32 protein-coding genes are annotated in these 21,981 nt (G+C 62.3%); 22 read left to right on the top strand and 10 right to left on the bottom strand.

Annotation, left to right across the window (positions count from 1 at the left end):
- The first annotated feature begins 34 nt into the window (after positions 1-34).
- On the top strand, positions 35-1,057 hold the full coding sequence (locus tag RFM41_RS24720; RefSeq protein ID WP_320251785.1) for an NAD(P)-dependent oxidoreductase: 1,023 nt from the start codon (positions 35-37) through the stop codon (positions 1,055-1,057).
- Between the two features lie 29 nt (positions 1,058-1,086).
- Here the strand turns inward: RFM41_RS24720 and RFM41_RS24715 are convergent, their stop codons facing one another.
- Positions 1,087-1,629: an inorganic diphosphatase gene (locus tag RFM41_RS24715; RefSeq protein ID WP_320251784.1), complete on the bottom strand. Its 543-nt coding sequence runs from the start codon at positions 1,627-1,629 to the stop codon at positions 1,087-1,089.
- A 226-nt stretch (positions 1,630-1,855) separates the two neighbouring features.
- On the opposite strand from RFM41_RS24715, the gene RFM41_RS24710 reads away from it, so the two are divergent.
- Positions 1,856-2,149, top strand: a complete 294-nt coding sequence (locus tag RFM41_RS24710) for a hypothetical protein (protein ID WP_320251783.1) — start codon at positions 1,856-1,858, stop codon at positions 2,147-2,149.
- Between the two features lie 98 nt (positions 2,150-2,247).
- Here the strand turns inward: RFM41_RS24710 and RFM41_RS24705 are convergent, their stop codons facing one another.
- Positions 2,248-3,558, bottom strand: a complete 1,311-nt coding sequence (locus RFM41_RS24705; RefSeq protein ID WP_320251782.1) for an Nramp family divalent metal transporter — start codon at positions 3,556-3,558, stop codon at positions 2,248-2,250.
- A gap of 125 nt (positions 3,559-3,683) precedes the next feature.
- Here RFM41_RS24705 and RFM41_RS24700 point away from each other — a divergent pair, with 125 nt between their 5' ends.
- Positions 3,684-4,067, top strand: a complete 384-nt coding sequence (locus tag RFM41_RS24700) for a hypothetical protein (protein WP_320251781.1) — start codon at positions 3,684-3,686, stop codon at positions 4,065-4,067.
- On the opposite strand, the gene RFM41_RS24695 is transcribed toward RFM41_RS24700, so the two are convergent.
- Positions 4,037-4,756 (bottom strand): Crp/Fnr family transcriptional regulator, encoded by a 720-nt coding sequence (locus RFM41_RS24695; RefSeq protein WP_127237977.1) that lies wholly within the window; start codon positions 4,754-4,756, stop codon positions 4,037-4,039. The two genes, RFM41_RS24700 and RFM41_RS24695, sit on opposite strands and share 31 nt — an antisense overlap.
- A gap of 305 nt (positions 4,757-5,061) precedes the next feature.
- Between RFM41_RS24695 and RFM41_RS24690 the strand changes: the two genes are divergently transcribed.
- The 4 genes from RFM41_RS24690 (at position 5,062) to RFM41_RS24675 (ending at position 7,800) form a co-directional block, all read left to right on the top strand.
- Entirely contained in the window at positions 5,062-6,312 is a 1,251-nt protein-coding gene (locus RFM41_RS24690) for a trimethylamine methyltransferase family protein (RefSeq protein WP_320251778.1), read from the top strand.
- A 295-nt stretch (positions 6,313-6,607) separates the two neighbouring features.
- Positions 6,608-7,006 (top strand): HD domain-containing protein, encoded by a 399-nt coding sequence (locus tag RFM41_RS24685; RefSeq protein ID WP_320251776.1) that lies wholly within the window; start codon positions 6,608-6,610, stop codon positions 7,004-7,006.
- A 255-nt stretch (positions 7,007-7,261) separates the two neighbouring features.
- Entirely contained in the window at positions 7,262-7,471 is a 210-nt protein-coding gene (locus RFM41_RS24680) for a cold-shock protein (RefSeq protein WP_040980758.1), read from the top strand.
- A gap of 107 nt (positions 7,472-7,578) precedes the next feature.
- Complete coding sequence (locus RFM41_RS24675; RefSeq protein WP_320251773.1) at positions 7,579-7,800, top strand: hypothetical protein; 222 nt, start codon at positions 7,579-7,581, stop codon at positions 7,798-7,800.
- A gap of 35 nt (positions 7,801-7,835) precedes the next feature.
- Here the strand turns inward: RFM41_RS24675 and RFM41_RS24670 are convergent, their stop codons facing one another.
- On the bottom strand, positions 7,836-8,171 hold the full coding sequence (locus RFM41_RS24670; RefSeq protein ID WP_320251771.1) for a hypothetical protein: 336 nt from the start codon (positions 8,169-8,171) through the stop codon (positions 7,836-7,838).
- A 268-nt stretch (positions 8,172-8,439) separates the two neighbouring features.
- On the opposite strand from RFM41_RS24670, the gene RFM41_RS24665 reads away from it, so the two are divergent.
- From RFM41_RS24665 to RFM41_RS24635, 7 genes are all read left to right on the top strand, one after another.
- A complete protein-coding gene (locus RFM41_RS24665; RefSeq protein ID WP_320251770.1) occupies positions 8,440-8,685 on the top strand; it encodes a hypothetical protein in 246 nt (81 codons plus the stop codon).
- Positions 8,686-8,742: 57 nt separating this feature from the next.
- Positions 8,743-9,810, top strand: coding sequence for a sensor histidine kinase (locus RFM41_RS24660; protein WP_430691557.1), 1,068 nt, complete (start codon positions 8,743-8,745; stop codon positions 9,808-9,810).
- A 121-nt stretch (positions 9,811-9,931) separates the two neighbouring features.
- Complete coding sequence (locus tag RFM41_RS24655; RefSeq protein WP_320251767.1) at positions 9,932-10,285, top strand: SPW repeat protein; 354 nt, start codon at positions 9,932-9,934, stop codon at positions 10,283-10,285.
- 144 nt (positions 10,286-10,429) lie between these two features.
- Complete coding sequence (locus tag RFM41_RS24650) at positions 10,430-10,600, top strand: hypothetical protein (protein WP_320251765.1); 171 nt, start codon at positions 10,430-10,432, stop codon at positions 10,598-10,600.
- A 183-nt stretch (positions 10,601-10,783) separates the two neighbouring features.
- A complete protein-coding gene (locus tag RFM41_RS24645) occupies positions 10,784-11,161 on the top strand; it encodes a hypothetical protein (protein ID WP_320251764.1) in 378 nt (125 codons plus the stop codon).
- Positions 11,145-12,050 (top strand): HTTM domain-containing protein, encoded by a 906-nt coding sequence (locus RFM41_RS24640; protein ID WP_320251762.1) that lies wholly within the window; start codon positions 11,145-11,147, stop codon positions 12,048-12,050. The genes RFM41_RS24645 and RFM41_RS24640 overlap by 17 nt, the downstream gene beginning before the upstream one ends.
- The gene (locus RFM41_RS24635) at positions 12,047-13,219 is read left to right on the top strand and encodes an SdrD B-like domain-containing protein (protein ID WP_320251760.1); all 1,173 of its coding nucleotides are present in this window, start codon (positions 12,047-12,049) and stop codon (positions 13,217-13,219) included. Before RFM41_RS24640 ends, RFM41_RS24635 begins: the two co-directional genes overlap by 4 nt.
- Before the next feature lie 100 nt (positions 13,220-13,319).
- On the opposite strand, the gene RFM41_RS24630 is transcribed toward RFM41_RS24635, so the two are convergent.
- Complete coding sequence (locus tag RFM41_RS24630; RefSeq protein WP_320251758.1) at positions 13,320-14,141, bottom strand: hypothetical protein; 822 nt, start codon at positions 14,139-14,141, stop codon at positions 13,320-13,322.
- A 160-nt stretch (positions 14,142-14,301) separates the two neighbouring features.
- Complete coding sequence (locus RFM41_RS24625) at positions 14,302-14,772, bottom strand: Lrp/AsnC family transcriptional regulator (RefSeq protein WP_320251756.1); 471 nt, start codon at positions 14,770-14,772, stop codon at positions 14,302-14,304.
- A gap of 141 nt (positions 14,773-14,913) precedes the next feature.
- Between RFM41_RS24625 and RFM41_RS24620 the strand changes: the two genes are divergently transcribed.
- Positions 14,914-15,669, top strand: coding sequence for a tryptophan 2,3-dioxygenase family protein (locus RFM41_RS24620; RefSeq protein WP_320251754.1), 756 nt, complete (start codon positions 14,914-14,916; stop codon positions 15,667-15,669).
- A 289-nt stretch (positions 15,670-15,958) separates the two neighbouring features.
- Positions 15,959-16,381, top strand: a complete 423-nt coding sequence (locus RFM41_RS24615) for a DoxX family protein (protein ID WP_320251752.1) — start codon at positions 15,959-15,961, stop codon at positions 16,379-16,381.
- A gap of 312 nt (positions 16,382-16,693) precedes the next feature.
- On the opposite strand, the gene RFM41_RS24610 is transcribed toward RFM41_RS24615, so the two are convergent.
- The 4 genes from RFM41_RS24610 to RFM41_RS24595 form a co-directional block, all read right to left on the bottom strand.
- Entirely contained in the window at positions 16,694-16,999 is a 306-nt protein-coding gene (locus RFM41_RS24610) for a hypothetical protein (RefSeq protein WP_320251750.1), read from the bottom strand.
- 74 nt (positions 17,000-17,073) lie between these two features.
- Positions 17,074-17,343 carry a hypothetical protein gene (locus RFM41_RS24605; protein WP_320251748.1) on the bottom strand — a complete coding sequence of 90 codons (270 nt, stop codon included), beginning with the start codon at positions 17,341-17,343 and terminating at the stop codon, positions 17,074-17,076.
- A 237-nt stretch (positions 17,344-17,580) separates the two neighbouring features.
- Positions 17,581-18,054: a hypothetical protein gene (locus tag RFM41_RS24600; protein ID WP_320251746.1), complete on the bottom strand. Its 474-nt coding sequence runs from the start codon at positions 18,052-18,054 to the stop codon at positions 17,581-17,583.
- A gap of 139 nt (positions 18,055-18,193) precedes the next feature.
- The gene (locus RFM41_RS24595) at positions 18,194-18,514 is read right to left on the bottom strand and encodes a hypothetical protein (RefSeq protein ID WP_320251744.1); all 321 of its coding nucleotides are present in this window, start codon (positions 18,512-18,514) and stop codon (positions 18,194-18,196) included.
- A 353-nt stretch (positions 18,515-18,867) separates the two neighbouring features.
- On the opposite strand from RFM41_RS24595, the gene RFM41_RS24590 reads away from it, so the two are divergent.
- The 6 genes from RFM41_RS24590 to RFM41_RS24565 all read left to right on the top strand — a co-directional run bounded on the left by RFM41_RS24590 (position 18,868) and on the right by RFM41_RS24565 (position 21,928).
- Positions 18,868-19,236: a hypothetical protein gene (locus RFM41_RS24590; RefSeq protein WP_320251742.1), complete on the top strand. Its 369-nt coding sequence runs from the start codon at positions 18,868-18,870 to the stop codon at positions 19,234-19,236.
- Positions 19,229-19,645, top strand: coding sequence for a hypothetical protein (locus RFM41_RS24585; RefSeq protein ID WP_320251740.1), 417 nt, complete (start codon positions 19,229-19,231; stop codon positions 19,643-19,645). The genes RFM41_RS24590 and RFM41_RS24585 overlap by 8 nt, the downstream gene beginning before the upstream one ends.
- Positions 19,593-20,279 (top strand): terminase large subunit domain-containing protein, encoded by a 687-nt coding sequence (locus RFM41_RS24580; RefSeq protein WP_320251738.1) that lies wholly within the window; start codon positions 19,593-19,595, stop codon positions 20,277-20,279. Before RFM41_RS24585 ends, RFM41_RS24580 begins: the two co-directional genes overlap by 53 nt.
- A gap of 356 nt (positions 20,280-20,635) precedes the next feature.
- Positions 20,636-21,112: a hypothetical protein gene (locus tag RFM41_RS24575; RefSeq protein ID WP_320251737.1), complete on the top strand. Its 477-nt coding sequence runs from the start codon at positions 20,636-20,638 to the stop codon at positions 21,110-21,112.
- Positions 21,102-21,515 (top strand): helix-turn-helix domain-containing protein, encoded by a 414-nt coding sequence (locus RFM41_RS24570; RefSeq protein WP_320251735.1) that lies wholly within the window; start codon positions 21,102-21,104, stop codon positions 21,513-21,515. The genes RFM41_RS24575 and RFM41_RS24570 overlap by 11 nt, the downstream gene beginning before the upstream one ends.
- Positions 21,512-21,928 carry a hypothetical protein gene (locus RFM41_RS24565; protein ID WP_320251733.1) on the top strand — a complete coding sequence of 139 codons (417 nt, stop codon included), beginning with the start codon at positions 21,512-21,514 and terminating at the stop codon, positions 21,926-21,928. Before RFM41_RS24570 ends, RFM41_RS24565 begins: the two co-directional genes overlap by 4 nt.
- The last annotated feature ends 53 nt before the right edge of the window (positions 21,929-21,981 follow it).

Genomic DNA, 21,981 nt, shown 5'->3' with positions numbered 1-21,981 from the left:
GCCGGTTGGCCGGACCGACGCATGAGTCCGGCTTATGCAGCTGACAAGATTTTTCCCTGGTCACGAAGACCCCGGGCCTGGGCTAGCTCTGCGAGCGTCGTCGCGCGTCGCGGCCGGGTCGGAGGAAGGGCACATGAAGGTTGGCTTTATCGGCTTGGGCACCATGGGTCGCAATGCGGCGCTCAACGTGGCGCGCGCCGGCTTTGACCTTGTGGTCTACGACGTGAGGCCGGAAGCGCTGAAGCCATTGCTGGAACGCGGTGCCAGGGCGGCGAGCAGCCCAGCCGACGTGCTCGACCGGTCGGACGTGGTCGTGACCATGGTGTTTGGGCCGAAGGAAATCGACGCCGTGGTTCGCGGCGACAACGGCTTCCTGTCAACCGGCTGCCAAGGCAAATACTGGATCGATCTCACGACAAGTAGCCCCAATCTAATGCGAGCGCTCGGCACGCAATTCGGGAACAAGGGTGGCGCAGCGATCGATGCGCCGGTCACCGGTTCGGTCGATGCCGCCATTCGCGGCGACATGCCGATGTTCGTCGGCGGCGAGGATGCCGACATCGAGCATGTGCGGCCGGTGATCGAGGCCATGGGCGAGCTGCGCAAGGTCGGCAGGCACGGCAACGGCTATGTCGCCAAGCTCGTCAACAACCAGCTCTGGAAGATCCATGCCGCGGCGATCGGCGAAGCGATGGTCACCGCCAAGCTCGCGGGTCTCGAACCCGAAATCTGGTGGTCGGTGATGAAAGGCGGCGCCGCCGACAGCTTCGTCATGCAGCATGACGTGCCCTCGATCTTCGCCGGGCATTACGACCCCTCGTTCCCGCTGGCGCTCTGCCTGAAGGACCTCGGCCTGATCGAGGAATTGATGAACGAGACGGGCACCCGCAACGAACTCACCCGAGCCACACACGACAGGTTCAAGGAGGCCGAAGCCCGCTATGGCAAGGGTGCCGGCGAGATGACGGTCTGCCGGGTGATCGAGGACGATGCCGGCGTGGCGCTGCGGGTCGCCGGCGACTGGGTTGCGCCCTGGGATGTCAAGGCGCCCGCTTGACGATAGGGCGGGAGACAGGCATGCGCCGTTCACTGGTCGGCGAATTTTCGCTTGAAGGATTTCATCCCCTTCGCCAGCGAAACCTTGGCCTCGGCTGCGTTCTGCCAGCCCTTCAGCTTGATTTTCTTGCCGGTGCCCAGCACCGACGACAGGAAGAATTGCTCTATTTCCCGGCGAAGATCCTGTGGGACGTCGGCGGCGGCTACCGGCTCATCCGGCGCGTCTTCCTTGTGTGGGTAGAAAATATACCTGTCGTTACGAACCTTGGCACCTCCCGGATCACGCTGCTTCACCCTCAATGCGCCCATCAGGTCGCACTTGATGACGACGCCCGGCGCCGCGGCCGCCTGGTGAATGACCAGACCGTCCAGCGGGTCGCCGTCGTCGCCTAGCGTCGAAGGCACGAAGCCCCAATCGTAGGGATAGGTGTTGCCCACAGGAAGAGGCCGGGAATATTCAAACACGCCGGTCTTCGGCTCATAGGCGAACTTTGCCGCGGACCCTCGCGGCGTCTCGACGACTACACGAAACAGACTGCGGCAGGTCGCCGGAAGTTTCAACAAGTCGGTCATGGCCAAGCTCGATCCCAGTCATGCTTTCGCAAGGAACTTTGCAACGGTGTGAATGTTCCGGACCATGTTATTGACGCGCGAGGTTTGTGAATCAGGCGGGTTTTTTGAACGCTGAGCGGCGATATCATGATCTCTCGCCATAGCTTATTTCATTCCCTGCGGAACTTTTTGCTGAGAGGCGCGCTTCCATTGGGCAATTATTTCAACCATGGCAGGGAGCAGGCAAATGACGACCAAAATGCTTTGCATGAGCGCGATCGCGTTCTCTATCATGACCGGTGCCGCCTTGGCAGGCAACTCAACCGGCACGTCGGCACTCGACGATCCGGCGAAAATGTCGCCCTTCTTCACCGATGCCGGTATGAAGACGATGAAATCGGGCGATGAATTCAAGAAAGCCTGGATGGCAATGACCGCAGAAGACCGGGCATCAATGAAGAAGGACTGCGGTGACAAAGCGATCGCCAAGGCGCACGACAATTTCTGCAAGATGACCAAGGAACTCGGCGGGGCCAACTGACGGATCTCACGCGCAACGGAACGAACGGCGGCTGCTTGGCCGCCGTTTTATTGCGAAGAATCGGGTCAGGCCATCTGGCGCTTCATTCTGCCTGGCGCTCACAAAAACCACTGGGCAATGAGGCCAACAGACGACATTCCCATTATCAACGTCGACAACCAACCCAGGCCGCGCAGCCAGCCTTGAACCAGGAATTCTCCCATAACATCCTTGCGGGACGCCATCAGCATCATGACGATCATCACGGGTACGGCGCATACGCCGTTGATGACGGCGCTCCAGTAAAGCGCCTTGATCGGGTCGATGGGGGTGAACATGATCCCGCTACCAAGAGCGGTTGCGGCTGCAAGCGTTCCGTAAAACGCCAGCGCTTCCTTCGGCTTTCGCTGCAGTCCGACCGGCCAGTGCAGAGCTTCGCCGACAGCGAAAGCCGCTGAACCTGCCAGCACCGGCACCGCCAGGAGTCCGGTGCCGATGATCCCGGCCGAGAAGACGATGAAGGCAAATTTTCCGGCCGCTGGCTCCAGCGCCTTTGCAGCGTCGGTGGACGAAGCAATGTCCGTCACCCCCGCCTTGTGGAGTGTCGCGGCCGTAGTGAAGATGATCGCGACGCCGATCAGATTGGAGAAGGCCATTCCGACCAGTGTGTCGGCGCGTATCCGCCGGAATGCCTTGGACGCCTGCCACGGCGCCCATCGCAGGGGCTCGGCGGCTGGCTTGAGTTCCTCTTCCTCGACTTCCTGCGAGGCCTGCCAGAAGAACAGATAGGGCGAGATCGTAGTGCCGAGAATGGCGAGCAACGTGGTGGAGAAGGTGCCGCTCCATTCGATGTGCGGAATGAGCAGCCCCTTCGCCGCATCGGCCCAGGGTACATTCGCGGCGAACATGGCAACGACGTAAGCGAACAGGCTCAGCGTGGTCCATTTGAGGATTTTCACATAGCGGGTGTAGTCGAGAAAGACGATCGCGCCGACACAGATGATTGCGAAGGCGACGACATAGAGCGGCCTCGGTCCGCCGATGAGAAGGTTCAGCGCATCCGCCATGGCGCTGAGATCGGCGCCGATGTTGATGACGTTGGCAACGAAGAGCAGAACGACCACGACATAAAGCAGCGCGGCCGGATAGTGGCGGCTGAGATTGCCGGAAATACCCTTGCCCGTGGTGCGGCCGATGCGAGCCGAGATCTCCTGGATTGCCGCCATCAGCGGGAAGGTGAACAGCATCACCCAGCCGATATTGAAACCGAGCTGGGCGCCCGCCTGGCTATAGGTTCCGATGCCGGACGGATCGTCGTCAGAAGCGCCGGTGATGAAGCCAGGCCCGATCGTGCGAAGGAACCGCTGGTAAGGACCCTTCGCCAGCGTGTTGCTTTGTTCTCGCTCGATTTGGGAACCGGCTTCGCTCATCGACCCGTCAGCGAAGCGAGTGGGATGAACATTGCAAGTTGCGTGAGAGAGTCCATTTTTCGTATCACATAAGCAATGACTAACAGAGACATCAGGTAATCGGCGGACAGGAGATTGGTTCCACGATGACCGTCACCGTCGCATCGCGGGCCAAGGGCCTTCATAGCCGCGTCGCTTTAACTTCTGTGGCCGACAACCTTGAACTCGAAGACGCCGGGGCGCAGCCGAGTCGGCGGCTTGTCGGTCAGCTCGACGACCCGGATCCATTTGTTGTCGGCATCGCCGCGCAACGTCACTTGAACGCCGAGCACCTTTTGGGCAGCCTCGAAGGGCGCCATCGCCTCGACAGCGTGGCATGCAAGGACGGTTTCGCCATCCATCTCCTCGACGCGGTAAACCCTCAATCCTCGCGCTCCTCGGCACGGTCAGTCTGGCCGGAAATGCGAGGTGGCGAAATTACATTTGATAACAGCGGCGATCAGCGCGGCTCGCGCGTCATCGAGAGATAGGTCGGGTCGAACTCGGCGATCTGCTGCAGCTTCTGCCAGTCGAGGATCGTCACTGTATGGTTCGCCCAGGCGATCACGCCGCTGTTGCGCAGCGCGCTGATGACACGGTTCATATGCACCACCGAAAGGCCCAGCACGTCGGCGAGCTCGGCTTGCGAAACGGGCAAATGGAAGCTCATGCCGTTGGTGTGCTTCACCACCTGCAGCCTGACGAACAGCTCGCAGAACAGATGTGCCAGATGGGAGACTTTCGAGCGCCGCCCCATGGCGACGATCCATTCGCGGTGGATGGCGCCGTCGATCAGCGTGTCGAGCCACAAGAGCCGCGTCAGGTGCGGCGCCCGCTCGGTGATGCTGCGCAGCTTCGAATGGTCGGCCAGGATAACGCGGCAGGGCGAGAGCGCGATGACGCCATGGTCCATCGTCTTCAGCAGAAAGGCATAGAGGTCGACGAAATCGCCTGGAACCTGCAGCGAGGTGAATTGCCGGCCGCCATCGGCAAGCACCTTGTAACGCGCGGCGAGCCCGTCGAGGATGAGCGTGCTGTAGGCCGGACGCGATCCGGAAGCGACGATGTCCTGCCCGGCGGCGAAGCTGCGCTCGCCCGCCATCAAATTACCGAGCAGGGATTGCTCATCATCCGACAGGCTGTCGTGCTGGCCGAGATTCAGGAAAAGCGATTCAAGCATTCATGTCTTCCATGAGCGGGCCGAGCGGCCCGGTCACAGGGGATGTCACAAGTGATTCAAAACAGGCGCGTTTGACGAGGTATGGGGTTGTTAGACACAGTGCGCTAACATTTGATAACTCGGCGCTTTTTCTCTCGCGAAATGTCGAGGAACGCATTGCGGCTGGTGTGGCCGGATCGCCCGGCGGGCGCGCCTTTCTGGAAGCGACGCAAGGTGGCGCGCCGGGAGCGTCGCGAAGGCAAGCCGAATCCGGATACTTCGGCCTGCCGGCCTCATCGAACCTTTGTGCCGGCCGGGGGAGTTGCATGCCGGCTTCATGGCCAAGGGAATATCGCGCGGCGGCGGATTTTGTTGCCGCGGCCTATCGTCCCCAACACGACGAGGCCGGGCTGGAGACGATCGAGAAGGCGGCCGACCGGGTTCTCGAGGAAACCGGCATCCGCTTCCTGGACGATCCGCAGACCATCGATGTTCTCAAACAGGCCGGTGGCGTGGCGACCGGGGATGTCGTGCGCCTGGACGGCGCCGAGCTGCGCCGCATCATACGCCGGCATGCGCCGGCAAAGTTCCTGTTGCGCGGCAGGAGTTCCGCACGGGATACGCCGGTCGGCGGTGGCGCAACGCCCATCTTCGCGCCGATCTACGGCGCGCCAAATGTCGTGCTCGACGATGGGACGAGGGTGGCCGGCAGCCGACAGATCTATGGCGAGCTTGTTGCCGCCGCGCATGCCGCGCCGGGGCTCACCAACACCGGGCAGATGATCTGCGTCATGGAGGACGTCCCTGAAGACCGGCGGCCGCTGGAGATGCTGCTTGCGCATCTCAGCCGCTCCGACAAGCCGTTCATGGGCAATATCGCTTCGCCGGCGGCCGCCGAGGCGGTGATCGACCTGACCGCCGCCGCGGTCGGGCGGCCGGCGTCTGCCGGTGAGTGCAACCTTCTCCACCTGATCAACGCCACGCCGCCGCTCACCTATTGGCCGAACCCGCTGAAGTGCCTGCGGGCGATCGCGTTGAAGGGCGAGGCGAGCATGGTCTCGTCCTACATGATGATGGGCGCGACATCGCCCGTCACCGTGGCGGGCGCGCTTATCCAGGGCTATGCGGAGGTACTTGCCGGTCTTGCGCTGGCGCAGCTCTGGCGTCCGGGCGCGCCGGTGGTGATGGGCATCCTCGCCTATCCGTTCGATATGCGCCGGATGCTGCCTGACTTCGGCGATCCGGCCTCGCAACTCGTCCAGTTCTACGCAGCCGAACTGGGCAGGCGGCTCGGCGTGCCGGTGCGGGGCGACGGCGCGATCACCTCGGCCAAGATCGACGATGCGCAGTCCGGCGCTGAAGGGAGCAGGGTGCTCTCGGCCGCGGTGGCCTCCGGAGCGAGCTTCATCCTCCACGCCTCCGGTTGGCTGGAACAGGGCCGCACGGTGTCGTTGGCAAAATTCCGCCGTGATGCCGCTGCTCTGGTGGAACCCGGCCATGGTAAGCCCGCCGATTTGCCCACTCCGCTCGATCATGGGATCGAGATGGAGATACGCGGCCGCCTCGCGCGATCTTGAACGGCGCACGCAAAGGGCGCTGCCGTGAGGCAACGCCCTTCTAGCCTTGCATGCTGTACCAGTCGTCGACGCGCCATATCGAAGCGCGCCAAACGGCCCATCCTCGAAATTCGCCCATCTTCAAACTTCGCAAAGTGCGGCGGGAACATTCGGCGTTCGCCGATGTTCTGGATGCAGATGGCGCGCAGCCCCGCTCCCCCGCGCAAAGTGCGCCATTGGACCGGGTTCAGACCCGAGCAGCCCGCCTCGGCCGTCCCTCGCCGGGGCGGGCTTCATTGCGAGAACTGGAAGGATCATGCTTCACCGTGCAGCGAAGATCGCTGAGCAGGCCCATAGCGGGCAGAAGGACAAGACCGGACGACCCTATGTCGAACATCTGAGGCGCGTTGCCGACGCGGTCGAGACGCTGGACGAAAGGACCGTCGCCTATCTGCATGACGTCGTCGACAAAGGCGAGGGCTGGAGCCTCGAGCGGCTCGAACAGGCTGGCTTCAGTTCATCCGTTGTCGCGGCCGTCGACGCGCTCACGAAACGGATGGACGAAAGCGAGCACGGGTTCATCTGCCGCGCCGCCTCGAACGCGCTCGCCAGGTCGGTCAAGGAAGCAGATCTGAAAGATAATCTATGGCAGGCACATCAGGCCGGCTTTCTCCAGCCAGATATGAAACCGGCCTTGTGGTGCTCCATGGATTGAACGCCAGCGCCTAGGTTGCCGAGGAGCGAAATCGCTCGCCATTGCCACATGACATTCCTTCTAGTGCAACGAGTATTATTTCGGAATCCCTTGCGAATGTCCGAATTAAGCGCTATCTATCAACAATCGATCTTGTTGAACGAACGTTGTTTTTGCGCCCGAGCGCCCGACGATATTCCCTCTCAATTTCGAAGAACACGGCGTTTGGCAGGTGCTAAGCGGCGGTAATTTACGTCGATTTGAAAGGAAATCGCAATGAGCTCTGGGACTGTGAAGTTTTTCAATGCCACTAAGGGTTTCGGTTTTATCGAGCAGGGCGGCGGCCAGCCCGATGTGTTCGTTCATATATCGGCGGTGGAGCGCGCAGGGCTGCGCTCTCTGGTCGAGGGCCAGAAGGTCAGCTTCGACATCGTGAAGGATGCCCGCAACGGCAAAAGCTCCGCTGAGAATCTGCAAGCCGCCTGATCACAGCGCCTCGGGGGCCTTTGACCACGGATGTACTGGCATCGGCCGTGGAGGCGCATTGGAGAAGGTCGAGCTGTGCTCGGCCTTTTTTGATTAAGGAGAAAACTATGAAGTCGCTACCGGATACCGGCCTGTTCAAACCGGTCCCATCCCGCACGGAAGCCAAGACCGATACGACCTCTCGCATCGCTCGGCAGATTCAGGACCTGGAAGCAAAGGAGCGAGCCGCCAAAACTGAGCGATTGCGCGCCGCCAGGCTGGCGCAGGAAGCCGAAGCTCCGGCGGCGCTGCCGAAGAAAATCGCCGCGAAGCGCCAGAAGAAAGGGTGAGCGAGATCGTGTCGTCCGTCCCGAAGGGCGCGGCGCTACCGCTTCAAATGAAGCACGTCGATCGTGACATCACCGCCCAACGTGCGCACGTCCAGCATCTTTTCGAGATCGTTGCGATTGTCCGACTCCAGGGCCTCCGGCAGGTCGAGCGCCGTTAGGGCTTGGTCGTCGAACTCGATCGGTGCCCCGTAAAGCTGTGCTATCTCCATCACCAAGTTTTCAAAGTCCTCGCGGGCGATGTTCTCGGCAAGGTTCTTGAGCCTGATCTCTTCCGCCAATCGGATAATGTTGACGATGCCGTTGGTCCGCAAGGCGTGCTGAACCTTGCAATGGGCGTCATCGCGCAGCCGATTGGAAAATCTTCGTAGCATTGGATGCCTCCTTTCCCGGAGGTTATCCCTCATCCGCCACCATGCGCTCGTCGCCGGCCAATAGCAACACACAAATTTTAAAAGACATAAATAAATCAATAAGTTAGTATAAGGTATCAAATGTGGTTTCGCCACAGGGTTGGTACGGTTAGCTTCGCCCACTTTTCACGACTTGTGCATTCTTGACGTTTTGTGGTGACAAACCTACTTTCCCTCATAATGAGGCACTTACTCATTCGTGGCATTGTAGTCTCAAGGGGAGGCTGGTGTGGCGGAACTGGAGCGGCCGCAAAGGCTGCAAATCATGCTGACCGATGAGGAGTTGGCGGCGCTGGAAAATTGGCGTTTCGAAAAGCGCATGCCGAGCCGATCGGCGGCGGTAAGGGAACTCCTGCGCCGAGGGCTTTCGTCGGATGGGTTTTTGACCGCCGACGCAGGCGCGAGGTCGCAGGATTTCGGCGTGATATCGCTGGACAGGAAGGTCGGCGATGATTCCAGCGACCAGAAGCCTTAAGCAGATGCGACCCCTCCGAGATATTGTCCCAATTTCCGCTGGCCCTAATTAATGCGTATGATCAATCCGGGGGGGATTTTCCGACAGGATGCCGATGCCGACGCGCGCCTCGCGGCGATCGTCGACTCCTCTTACGACGCCATCATCGGCAAGGACCTCAACAGCGTCATTACCGATTGGAACCATGCGGCCGAGCGCATGTTCGGCTACAGCGCCGAGGAAGCCATCGGCCAGTCGATTCTGGTTTTGATCCCCGAGCATATGCACAACGAAGAGACGGAAATCATCGGCCGCATCCGCCGGGGCGAGGGCGTGGGGAGCCTGGAGACGACGCGCAAGCGCAAGGACGGTTCGCTGATCGCCGTATCGATCACCGTCTCGCCGATCAAGAACAGCGCGGGCGAGATCGTCGGCGCTTCGCAGATCGCCCGCGACATCACCCCCGCCAAGGAAAGCGAGCGCCGCATCCGGCTCTTGATGCGCGAGGTCAACCACCGCGTGAAGAACCAGTTCGCGGTGATCCTGTCGATGGTCAGGGAAACCAGCAAGCGCTCGACCGATCCCAGCGAGTTCGAGGAAATGATTCGCGCTCGCATCATGGCGCTATCGCGTTCGCACGACCTTCTGGTCACCTCGGAATGGGCCGGCGCCAGTCTGTTCGACCTTGTCCAGGAGCATTTGAAGCCCTTTGGCCATGAAGACCGCATCTCGCTTTCCGGACCGCTTCTGACGCTGCAGTCGAATGCCGTGCAGAATCTCGGCATGGCCTTCCACGAGCTCGGCACCAACTCGTCCAAATATGGCGCGTTGGCCTCGGAGGGTGGTCGTATCGAAATCACCTGGAAGGTCGAGACCGGCCCCGAGGCGCAGCGGCGCTTTCATCTTCTCTGGCATGAGATATCCGGCACGGTCGCACCCGCACGGAAGGCGCCCGAGCGCAAAGGCGTTGGTGAGCGCAAGGGTTTCGGTACGGTGGTATTGCAGCGGGTGGCACCTCAATCGCTGAGTGGTTCCTCCAGCCTGGAGCGCTCGCCCGACGGCCTCAAATGGACGCTTGACGCACCCCTCGAAGCAATTGTCGTGCCGCAGCTCGGCGCTGAAGACGGAAGCGATTTCAAGGGCTAAGGCGCCTGTGCGGCCGGCTCTCCCTTGCAGGTCTGTAAAAATGCATTACATCATGTAACGGAGCGTGTTATTGCACGCCTCAAGCGGTTGCTTTGGTCAAACTTCATCCATGGAGGTTGTCATGGCAATGATGGAAGCAAGAAAGAGTCTGGACTGGATCACTCTGGTTCTCGCGATCTGCCTGTTCATCTCACCCTGGGTCATCGGATTCACCGCGGCGATGGTGCCCGCGTGGAACGCCTGGATTGTCGGCGTTCTCCTCGGCGCGCTGGCGCTGGCGACGCTTTCGGTGTTCGCCGAGTGGGAAGAGTGGGTAAGCGTGGTCCTCGGGCTCTGGCTGATCGTGTCACCCTGGTTGCTACACTTCGCGGCTGACACGCATGTCATGGCCACGCATGTCGTCCTCGGCGTGCTCGTGGTCGCGGCATCGGCCTGGGCCGTCTGGGACTTCCGTCATCCCCACGCGCATGCGTGAGCGGTGGCCGAATGGGAGCCCGCCGCGCGAGCGGCGAGCTCCTTGGGTTTGATCTATCGGGCATGGGGTAAGGCGGCTGTTGCGGCGGCTTCACGCAATTGCTGCAACCGGAAACCTTTTCGTGCATTCTTGGGAATGGCCCCGATGCTCCACCCCGACACCCCCGCCAAATGCTGCTCCTATTGCGGCGGCCGCGATCATGATTTCGAGGAATGCCCGAAACGCAAGGCCGACGCCGAGAAGGAGCGCGAGACGGCGGAGGCGGCCGGCGTTAAGGCTCCGCTCGCCAGCGAAGATTCATCGGTAAAGTCCTGAGGTCACGATCCTTCGCGCCCCCACTGTCCCACCGGCGTTTCGATCATTCGCGCCTGACTTTTTCTGGGATGATCGAAGAACGGCATTGAACCGGTCTATAGTCCCGGCGGGGGTACGCGGGTGGCGGATATCGTCTCAATAGGAACGGGTGCGGAGTCTGCCTGGCGGCTGTCGGCGGGACGCTTGCGATTTGTCGCCTTCATGGCGATCACCAACTTCATGATCGCCGGTCCGGTCGCCGAGCAGGTCTTCGGCGTGCGAGCGGCGTTGCTGCGCTCCTGGACCATGTTCAGCGCGATCGGGCTCGGCGTGATCGACGCTTCCTTCGAAATGCGACAGACCGACGGCACGCTTGTTCCGCTCGACCGGTTCGAGATGCTTGGCGCTCCTCGCAACGGCGGGCTGAAGTGGATCAAAAGCCGCGAGGACCTGGCTTCCGTCATCAAGCGGCTCTGCACGGCAGCCGGGCAGGGCGCCGACATTCGTGTCCGCGCCCGGCTGGGCGCGCGCAGCGGCTGGCAGACCATCCATACCGATGCCCAAAATGCCTGCGCCGAGTGACGCGATCGCCGACTGGCCAAACTGGCGTTCGGCGCAAGCCTGGGCCGCGCGCTTCGTCGCCTGGGCGGTCGATACGGAGGGCTCGTCGCGCTCGTCCGCCTTGATCCGTATCGGACTGGCAATGCTGTTCTGGTCGCGCTGGGCGGGCGAGTTGCTGCTCTATATGGACCAATCGCCGGCCGGTCTGCTTCTGGCGGTCAACTTCTTCGTCGCCACCGCGCTGCTCTTCGTCGGCTATCATAGCCGCTTCGCCGCCGTCTGGACGGGCGCGGTCGGACTGGCGATGTACTATTATTTCGGCTTCCAGCTCGGCCGCGAGCCCTGGACCCACCATCACACCTATCTGCTTGCCGTCGCAGCGCTGCTCATCGCGCTCACCCCCTGCGACCGCTCCTATTCGCTGGACCGCTACCTGGCGGTGATGCGCGCCGAGCGCGCGGGCCTTGCGCCGCCGGCGGAGCGCGGCAATCTGTGGGGGTTGCGTCTGATCGTGGTGCAGCTCTCGGTGCTCTATTTCTTCGCCGCCTTCGACAAGTCAAACCACGCTTTTCTCAGCGGCGCGCGGATCGAGCAGATATTCCTTTGGTATTACGCGGGCTCGGATTACCCGGTCGGCCTTGCCTGGCCTGCCACCATCGTGTCCGTCGCGGTGGTCGCGCTCGAATATTGCCTGGCCTTTGGCCTGCCGTTTCGCCGCAGCAGGCGCTATCTGGTCCTGCCGGGCCTGGCCTTTCACGCCATCATCTACCTGACGCTGCCGGTCTATACGTTCAGCGCCACCATGGCGTTGCTTTATCTCGCCTATTTCGATGCGGATGCCGTCGACAAGGTCATCGCGCGTCTCCAGGGGACCGGATCGACAGCGACCGCCAGAGGGGGAATTTCGTGAAGCGTGGTTTGTTGTTCTCGGGCGCCGTCATCGTCGCGGCGGCTGTCGGCCTGGCCGCTATCCGCGGCTCGGCGCGTGCCGGGACTGCCGAGGATTATTATCCCAAGCGCGTATGGGGTTCCTTCGAGGGTGGCCAGATGAACACATCGCTGCTGGTGTTCCGTGACCTCAACAGGAACGGCGTCTACGATCTGGGCGACCGGCCGATGTCGCGCGTGGCTGTCGAGCTCGACAAGCCGAACGGCAGCACCATCATGCGACTGACCAATGCCAGCGGTTTCGCCAATTTCCGCATGTCGGTCACCCAGCGCGATTTCGAGGTCGTCGATCCCGGGCACTATGCGTTTCGGGTCGTGCCGCCGCCAGGCTTTTCCGTAACCACCGGCAACGCCTCGCAGGAAAGCGACTATGTCGTTTCGCCCGGGTCGCCGGGCGACATGATCGCAAAGACCACGACGCATCCGGTCGGGCTTGCGGCGGACCTGACGATCAGCGGCGTGGCTGCCGCCGGGTCGCGCGTTTCCCTGACAGGACCGGACGGCGTCAGCGCCGCCGCCAAGGTCGGTCCGGACGGGCGTTTCAGCGCACCCGTGGCGCCCGGCAAATGGCTGGTGGATTTTTCGGCCGGCGGAGCGACTGAGCGGCGGCATGTTGTCGTCGCCACGGCGCCGGTGGTGCTATCGGCGTTTTCGGGCAAAAGCGGATCTGCCGATCCGCCGCTGCCCGTGGAGCATGTCGTCGGCTTCGACGATCTGATGACGTCGCCCGGCGTGTTCGAGATTCCGTCGGGCTATGGCGGTCTCAACTGGTACAATCTCGTTGCCATGCACCAACGCTTCACCGACGGCCCGGGCTACACCAACACCACCATGTCGGGCGAGTTCATCGCCTACAACAGCTCAGGCCATCCCGCGCAGGTGTTCAGCGACAAGCCGTTCGATTTCACCGGCGCCTATTTCGGCGCCGGCTGGGACGACGCGGAGGGCGAGACGCTTATCCTCAGGGCCTGGCGGGGCGATGAGCCTGCCTATGAGGATCAACTGGCGCTGTCCGCCAACGGTCCGGTCTACTTCGCGGCCGACTACAGGCGCATCACACGGCTCGAGATCCGCACGCAGCATTACTGGCAGGCCGCGATCGACGATTTCGCCTACCGCACCGGCCCGTAAGATGGTTGACCGCTTCACGGAACCGGCGAACCGGAACTGAGAGCTTAAAGCGCGTTACCTTGCGCCGCTTCAGCGCGCGGCGCTTCAAGGTCAAGCGGCGTCAGCAAGACGATCGTGGGGAGCTTCCGCAAGAACGGGGACCGCCATCCGAATGGCCGACGCTGGAGTCATGATGGCCGCTGCCGTGGCCGCCGGAACTACCGTTTCCACCGGAGCTGCCATTGCCGCCCGAGCTGCCGTTCCCTGTGGAACCGCCGTTTCCGCCGGTGCCGCCGCCATTGCCGGCCGAGCCGCCGTTTCCGCCTGTGCCGCTGCCATTGCCGGCTGAGCCGCCGTTTCCGCCAGTACCACCGCCATTGCCGGCCGAGCCGCCGTTTCCGCCTGTGCCGCTGCCATTACCAGCCGAACCGCCGTTTCCACCCCCATTACCGGCCGAGCCGCCATTGCCCGCGGAGCCGCCGTCGCCTCCATTGCCACCGTTGCCGCCCGCGGAGCCACCGTTGCCGCCATCACCACCGTTTCCGCCCGCGGAGCCGCCATTGCCGCCATTGCCACCGTTTCCGCCATTGCCGCCCGCGGAGCCACCGTTGCCGCCGTTACCACCGTTTCCGCCCGTGGAGCCGCCATTGCCGCCATTCCCGCCATTACCGCCTGCGGCCTGAGCCAGGAGAGCGCGCTTGGCCTCCTGCAGCATGGCTTTCGCATCCATCTGCCGGTGGAGCCCGTCTCGCGGCTCCGGCAAGACCGACGCTGCGCGAGCTACGGTCGGCAACAGCATGGTCGACGCGAGCAGCGCCGCCGCCAGAATGCTCCTGAATTGCGGGAAGGTGTGGCGCGGGATATCGGCATTCGCCGCGAAAATCCGCGAACGTCCCGCCGACCCGGCAAGCTCCGCACCGATCCTGATCGAGACGAGACCCATTAGCGTACCCCCGCCCCGGTATAGACCGGTTCGCTGCCCGTTCCCCGACCGTCCCAGAAAAAGTCAGGGCTCGGACGCCGTGCCGGCGCGGCCGGCGTCCACGGCACGATTGCCGGCAAGGATACTGTCGAGCCGAGTCTCAAATCATTTGGCGCTCGCCTTATCTTCTCGGCGCACGCACCGCCGCCTCGGCGAAGGAGATGTCGCCCTTGATCTCGCGCATCGCCATCGAAGTCACCGTGCGGCGCACGCCGGGCAGGCGGCTGAGCTCCTCACGCAGCATGCGGTCTAGCGCCATCATGTCGACGGTGACGATCTGGAGCAGATAGTCGGCTTCGCCCGTGGTGGCGTAGCAGCGGCGGATCAGCGGGTGCTCCTTCACCGCCGCCTCGAAGGCGTCCGACACCTCGAAGTCGATCGACACCTGAATGAAGGCCTCGATGCCGAAGCCGATCCTGGCCGGATCGATGCGGGTCGAGTACCCGCGGATAATGCCAGCCTCTTCCAGCGCCTTCACCCGTTTCCAGCAAGGCGTCTTGCTCAAGCCGACCTCCTCGGCAAGCGCGCCGAATGAGATACGCGCGTCGCGCTCAAGCGCGGCGACTATTCTGCGGTCGAGGGCATCCAGCACAACCCGTTCTCCGAAATATCATATTAAGTCGGTGATCGTCCTTCGTTTCATGCCATTTGGATAACAGAAAGGAACAATGTTCAAGCCGAAAGCGCTATCCTTGTCGCCAGGTCGAAAACCTGCCCACGAGGAGGATGAGCCATGGACAAGACGGACTATCACGCCCGCATCGAGGCGCCCGAGATGCGCGATTACGGCGTCTATCTGAAATGCGATCGGCTGCTCGCTTGCCAGAAGCCGCTTGCCGAAATGGTCAATGCCGACGAATTGCAGTTCCAGATCGTGCACCAGGTCGAGGAACTTTGGATGAAGCTCATCGCCTACACGCTGGTTGACGTCCTCGACTATCTCGAAAGACAGGACACCCACCGCATCGTCACCCTGATGGGCCGCGTGCACCGGCTGATGCGCATGATGACGGCGCAGCTCGATCTCCTGGAGACGATGTCGCCCAAGGAATACCAGCAGATCCGACTGCAGCTCGGCAATGGCAGCGGCCAGGAATCGCCGGGTTTCAAGCTTTTGCTTCGCCTGCCGCCGGATCTTTGGCGGGCCTTCAAGCATGCCTATCTCGACGGCCGTGGGCTGACCGTGGAGGATATCTATGACGCGCATTACGACCACGGCGATCCCTATGTCGTGGCCGAGGCGCTGATCGAGTTCGACGAGCTGTTCCAGAAATTCCGCGCCAATCACCTCTATCTCATCCACCGTTCGATCGGGCTGGGCGCCAAGTCGCTGAAGGGCAGGCCGGTGGAAATCCTCGAAGGCGGCGCCCGCCATCGCTTCTTCCCCGAGCTCTGGGACATTCGCTGCGACATGACCGACCGCTGGGGCGCCGAATACGGCACCGTGCGGGAGTCGATCAGCCACCCGCCGCAGGCGAAGGCGGGCTGAGCCTGCTTCCTCGCCCCGCGCGAAGCGGGGGGAGAGGTGGCGCGGCGAAGCCGCGACGGAGAGGGGCTTTCGTAGAACGCCAAGCTCGACAGCGGGGTTCGTCGCACGGCGTTTAATCCTGGATCGCCGGCGCTACCCCCTCTCCGGCCGCTTCGCGGCCACCTCTCCCCCGCCTGAGGCGGGGGCGAGGAAAGGGCGTCGCGAACAATTTTCCCCGCCCCCTGTCGGAATCCTCTCCCTTCGCCCGTCCTTGGGGCATCGACCGCTTCAACAACCCGGAGGGACACTCGTGGAAAACACTCAATCGACCTGGCAGACCGTCGCCATTCTCATCGCCCGCCTGATCTTCGCCGCCATGTTCGCGATGGCGGTGGCTTTCAAGTTCATGGATATGGGCGCCACCGCCGGCTACATCGCCGCCGCAGGCTTTCCATTCCCGCTGTTCCTGGCCTGGTGCGCGGCGATCCTCGAGACGCTGCTGGTGATATCTTTCCTCACCGGCGCTTATCTGACCCCGCTAGCGCTGATCGGCGCGGTCTACGTCACATTCCTTGGCTTTGCCTTCCATGGCCCGTCGCACTGGGCCGGAAACCAGGCCGAGTTCGGCGCCTTCATGTCGCACTTCCCATTCGCCGCCGGGCTGCTCTACGCCGCAGTGCATGGCCCGGGCAGTGTGCTCGCGCTCAAGCAGGGCTGGCCGGGCCGGGCGTAAGCATTTCCTTCTCCCCGCAAATGACAGGGCAATCGCATATGGCAGCGCTGGCCCCCTCTCCGTCTCGGCGCTGCGCGCCGAGCCACCTCTCCCCCATTTCATGGGGGCGAGGAAACGCCGATCGCCAAAGGCGCAGCCTTCGCAAGCCTGGGTTCCTCTCCCCCGCCAGAGGCGGGGGAGAGGTGGCTCGGCGAAGCCGAGACGGAGAGGGGGAGCGCCATATGCGATTGCTCTGCAGCTCACGGGGAGAAGGTGCCCCGAAAGGGCGGCGCCCGGTGACCCGCGATTGGCGCCTTAATCAGCCGAGGACCTTCACATCTGATCGTTATACGGCTCCTTCATCTGCCCGACCATGCGCGCCAGCTTGGAGAAGGACGGCATGTCCGCCTCGGGCTGGCACTGGTTGGCGAGCTCGAGCAGCCGGATCGGGAAATTGATGGCGTCGCGGTTCGAGGCGGAAATCGCCTCGGAGCGCTCCTCGCTGGTCTCGCCGGCTTCGGCCTTGCGCAGCGCGATGTCGATCTCCTCGACGCTGAGCACACCTTTCTTGACCAGCAAATGGTTGATCGCGGCGACGGCCATCAGCAGGCCCTCGAGTTGGAGATTGGCGACGTTCATGGCGTTCCTCCCATTGACCTCGCCTCAAGAACGCATGAAGGGCGTTTCCGATCCGGGCGGGAAGCCTGTGCCGGCTAAGCCTCCATCCACCGCTCGCCATACTCGCTCCAGAGCTGTCTGATCTCGCGATTGCCGAGCGGCGGCGTCTGGCGGTCGCCATACGAGACGGCGACGGCGCTGAGATCATACTGCCCCTCGGCCTGGGCGATGAAGCGGATCGCCTCGCCGAGTGGTCTCGAATGGAAGATCGGATCGGCCTGGCCCCGGCCAAGGCTGCGAACGCCCGAAATGCTTGCTGGCACATGCCGCATCCGAAAGACGGATGCCATGGCAGGTTTGTCCATGCCCGCTCTCCGCGATTCCCCAAGGGAATGATCCCATAAGCGCCAGCTAATGACCAGCCCGGGGGACGCCCGAACACGGCAAATAGCGCAAGGGCACCACAACCTTGAAAGGAAAGCCGGCGGGGAAAAGAAAAGGCCGGGCACGACGGCCTGGCCTTTCCTTCCGCGCGGCCGCCGCAAGGCGGCCTGCGCTTACCGTCGTTGATTGGTCCGGCGCTACAGCCGGACCGGAAATGTCTACCTGTGCCAGCGGCGCAGCCAGTCCGGCTCCGGGTCGGAACTGCGGCTGATCGCCATGCCGGCCAGCAATCCGACCAGGCCGCCGATCAGCATTGCCGTTGAGAAGGTGCCGGGGTTCTGCTGCACCGTTTCCGAAACGCTATGCGCCTGGGTGCGCAACTGGCTCGCCGCGCGCGACGCGCGATCGGAGGCGCCGCTGTAGAGATTCGACGCGCTGTCGGCCGCGCTGCGGTACCAGCCATGAGCGGTCCCGGCAGCTTCCTCGGCCTGCTCGGAAAGCGCCCGGTTGAGCCGGTTCACCTCGCGCTTCAGCTCGGCGATCTGCTTCTTCATCGCGTCTTCGGAAGCTTTCGCGGCCCGCGTGTTGCCACGCGACGCGGCGCTGCCGCGCGATGCGCTGCTGCTGCGCGCGGCCCTGGTTTTCGCGTTGCCGTCGGCCGAATTGGCGGTGCTGGTGTCGTTGTCTGCCATGGGTCTCTCCTCTTTGCCTCCTGGAACGGCCAAGGCGTCGCATGGTTCCGCGCCGCACGGTTCCCTCAAGCCGCCCACCCGACCAGAAAACAGGGTCGCGGAGCATGCTCCGCGGCCCCTGCTTCAAGCCCGACGCCCGTTACTTGCCGCAATTCTTGTCGTTGACGTTCGGCGCCATCGTGCCTGCGGTCGAGTTGTTCGCATCGCCCACCGAGCCCTGAGGGCTGTTCGGGCAGTTCTTGTCGGCGTTCGAATTCATGTCGCCGCCGCTGATGCTGCCGGTCGTGCCCATGTCCGGAGGTGCCATCTGGTCAGCCGGCGGCGTGGCCGGCGTCTTCGGGTCGACGGTAATGGTCTGGCCGCTGCCGCCATCATTTCCGGCGGTGCCGGCGGCCTGGCCCATCGCCGCGGTGGCGAGACCGATCGTCAGGGCCGAAGCTGCAAGGATTTTCGTAAGCATGATCTTCTCCTCTGTGCGAGACGGTTCGTCGCGTTGCGACTAAGGGTGGAACCCCTCGGACCAAGGTTGGTTCCGACAAATTTCCTCCGGCTTTCGGCTGGACGGCTGGATCTATGGCTGTGGCGAGGCGCGCCTCTCCCAAAGGGTTTCGGGCAAGGCAGGCTTTCGTAAAGGTAGGAAAATATACCCAATCCCCATTGCGGGGTGAGGGCAGCTATGCTACTATCTTGTCCATGGTGCTGATTTGCGCCAACGACCCGCCGCAAGGCGGGTTTTTTGTTTCAGCATTGGCGGAACGGAGGGGGCGCGAAGGAACGCCGCCTTATCCATTCCATCTGCAGATCGAGGCCCCCATGCCACGTTACGCCACCATCGTCACCGCCGATGACGGCGCCGAGATCGTTAGCGCCATCGGCGAATTCGAGAGCGCAAGCTTGCCGCCCGGCTCAGGCCGCGCCGAGCAGGTCGCGCCCGGCGTGCGCATCGGCATGGTGCGCGGCGGAACGGTCGACCCCGTCGCCGGCTTCGGCTTTCCGCCCCGGGGCCTTGGCCCTTCGGCAGCGCGCGCCGCCATCGCGGCGTTGAAGGCAATGGCCGCGCCGGCGGCCAGCGGCAAGCCCGCCAAGCCGGCACGTGCCAGGCCGCGCAGGAAACCCGCACGCAAGCTCCGCAAGACGAAGGCGGCAAAGGCCGCGCCATCTGACGCGGTAGCCCATGGCTGACGAGAACAAGGCCGTGCGGCGCAAGCCCGTCGGCGCGAAGCGGGCGGGGCGAAAGCCGCAGCCTCCCCGTATCGATGCCGCTCCGCCCACCCGCCCGAAGCGCATGCGAAAGACGCTCGTCGACGACTTCGCGGCCGCCCTTCGCGCCGACTTCCGCGCCCATGGCGCCGGCGTCATCGCCGCGGTCAGGGCGGAAAAGCCGGAGCAGTATCTGAAGGTCGTGCTGACGCTGCTGCCCAAGGATTTTTCGCAGGATTTCGATGCCGATAAGAACAGTCTCGAGCAATTAAGCGATGAGGAGATCCGCAACCGCATCCGCAGCCTCGAAACGAGCCTCAGGCCGCTCCTCAACAGCGATGCAGACCTATCTGGCGCTGCTCGAGGAACTGGATCGAAGACGACGCGGTAATCATCTCGCCGCTTACAGGCCGTACGAACGACAGGCCGAATTTCACGCAGCAGGAGCAACGAACCGCGAACGCCTGTTCATGGCCGGCAACCAGCTCGGCAAGACCAGGGCAGGGGGCGCGGAGTGGGCCATGCACCTCACCGGTCGTTATCCCGATTGGTGGGTGGGCAAAATGTTCGACCAGCCGGTGCGGCTCTGGGCCGCCGGAGTCACCGGCGAAGGCACGCGCGACAATCCGCAGCGCGTGCTGGTCGGTCCGCCGCAACAGCAGGGCGAATGGGGCACCGGCATGATCCCGGCCGATGCCATTGCCGACACGGTAATGGGCCGCGGCGCGCCCGGAGCGCTGGACAGCGTCGTCGTGCGCTGGGGTGGCGGCGGCGACGTGCAGGCCGGCGAAAGCGTGCTCTCGTTCAAAAGCTACGAAAAAGGCCGCGAGAAATGGCAGGGCGAGACGCTGCACGGCGTCTGGTTCGACGAGGAACCGCCGCTGGACATCTATTCCGAAGGGTTGACCCGCACCAACGCGACGGATGGCATTACGATCGTGACGTTCACGCCGCTGCTCGGGATGTCAGACGTGGTGCTGAGGTTTTTGTCGGCGGGCGAGGTGGAGAGGATGGTGAAGGAATGATTCCTCTTTCCGTGGCTGTCATGCAGACGGGTCAGCTCCCAAGCCGAACGCCTGGGTTTGATTTGCCGATACCTCCCAACCACGCAGCACAGGGTCGAAGTGTCAAGTTGACCACACCCCAATGGTAGTGTTGCAACGTGCCTGTTTGAGGGCCGAAGATTATTTGAAATTTTTCCCATATGCATTTAATGGCATGCCAGCCAACATGTCTTGCCTCCTGCCGTTATTTGCGCAATTCTGCCCACTTGGGTGGGAAAAGGGTGGGGACTATACTGTGGGGCGAAGATTGCAGCGCACGCGCGCGTGGCGGCTCTCAAAAAAGTTAACGTCTTGTTTAAAGAAATGTGTTGACTTATATGGCAACACTTGATGAGCTTGCCGACGCAGGACTGCTGGTCAAGATCGATGGGGGGCTTGATGACGCCGAGCAGCCGGAACGGCGGCTTTTCGCGTATCCGCATGTCATTGACTGGTTCGAGAACGTTCTCCCAGGGGCTGCGGCCGACATGGGAGACGGTAGCCAGACGCCCATCCAGCAACTTGATGATCTCCTTCATCTATATGTTTCGGGCGCTGATCTCTCATTCTTTGAAAGATCGCACTCGATGCAACCGGATGACCGTGGCGTTTGGGAACTCAAGACGACGGACTTACGTTTGTTCGGGTGGTTTCGACGAAAGAACGCGTCCGTGATCGCAGAAGTAGACACTGCCTATCGATGCAAGCTCCATGGTCTTTATGGAGGATATCGCGACAGCGTTGAAAGGCGAAGGCAGAATCTTGACTTGGATGAGCCGAAGTTCATCATTGGGAAGTATGACGATGTCCTATGAACTGAAGATTAGTCAAAAGGACCGCGCGAGTGGTCGCTTCATGGGCAAGGTCCACAGAGCTTTGGTAGAGGCTGCGATTCGTGAGAAGCACGAGTCAGGCGTCAGTCAACGTGAGATCGCAGCTAAGCTCGGCGTCAATCGTTCGATGATCAACCGGATCCTCAGAGGTGATACGAACCTTACGATTAAAACCATCGCCGAGGTCGCCTGGGCTCTCGGCTGGGAACCCGACTTCTCTATGAAGCGGAAGACGGCGCCGAAAGCTGGTCACAATCATTTCAAATCATCGCGGTCCGCCGTTGATCGACCGCGTACAACTTTCCCAAACACGGTAATCGTTAATCAACCTCGCCAAGACATTGAAACGTCCACGACCAGTGTTAACCTTGAGGTGGTATCGTGAGCGAAGATCTTCGCTCAGAGTGCATTTTCTGTGACGACATCAGAGTCGCGAGCGGCGGGAAGCATATTCTGATCGGGATCTACGGGGGAAACATTATTCTACCAAGTCTTCCAGCTTCCTTTCAAATTTCGCTGTGGGTCCGGATTTTCGGACTGCCTCTCGGTGAACACAGCTTCCAGGCACACGTTGGTGGCTCTGACGGCAAGTTCGGTGCTGTATTTGAAGGGTCTGCGATTGTGCAAGACGACAGAGATCCTGCCGTATTTACCTTTGAGCGTTTTCCGTTGCATGTCGAAACTGCGGGGCACATCGCGGTCACCTTCTCCTTTGATAATGAACCCGCCTTTGAAGTTGGCAATTTGCGCATTGGAAATCCTGTGCCGCAGTCGAATGAAACGTCTGCAAATCATTGAAAATTCTTCCTTTAGGCGCCGATTTCTTATTGCTAGCCTCGCCAATCACTCCT

The sequence above is a fragment of the Mesorhizobium vachelliae genome, assembly GCF_033977325.1.
Taxonomy (GTDB): Bacteria; Pseudomonadota; Alphaproteobacteria; order Rhizobiales; family Rhizobiaceae; genus Mesorhizobium; species Mesorhizobium vachelliae.
This window is presented reverse-complemented; position numbering and strand designations above follow the sequence as displayed.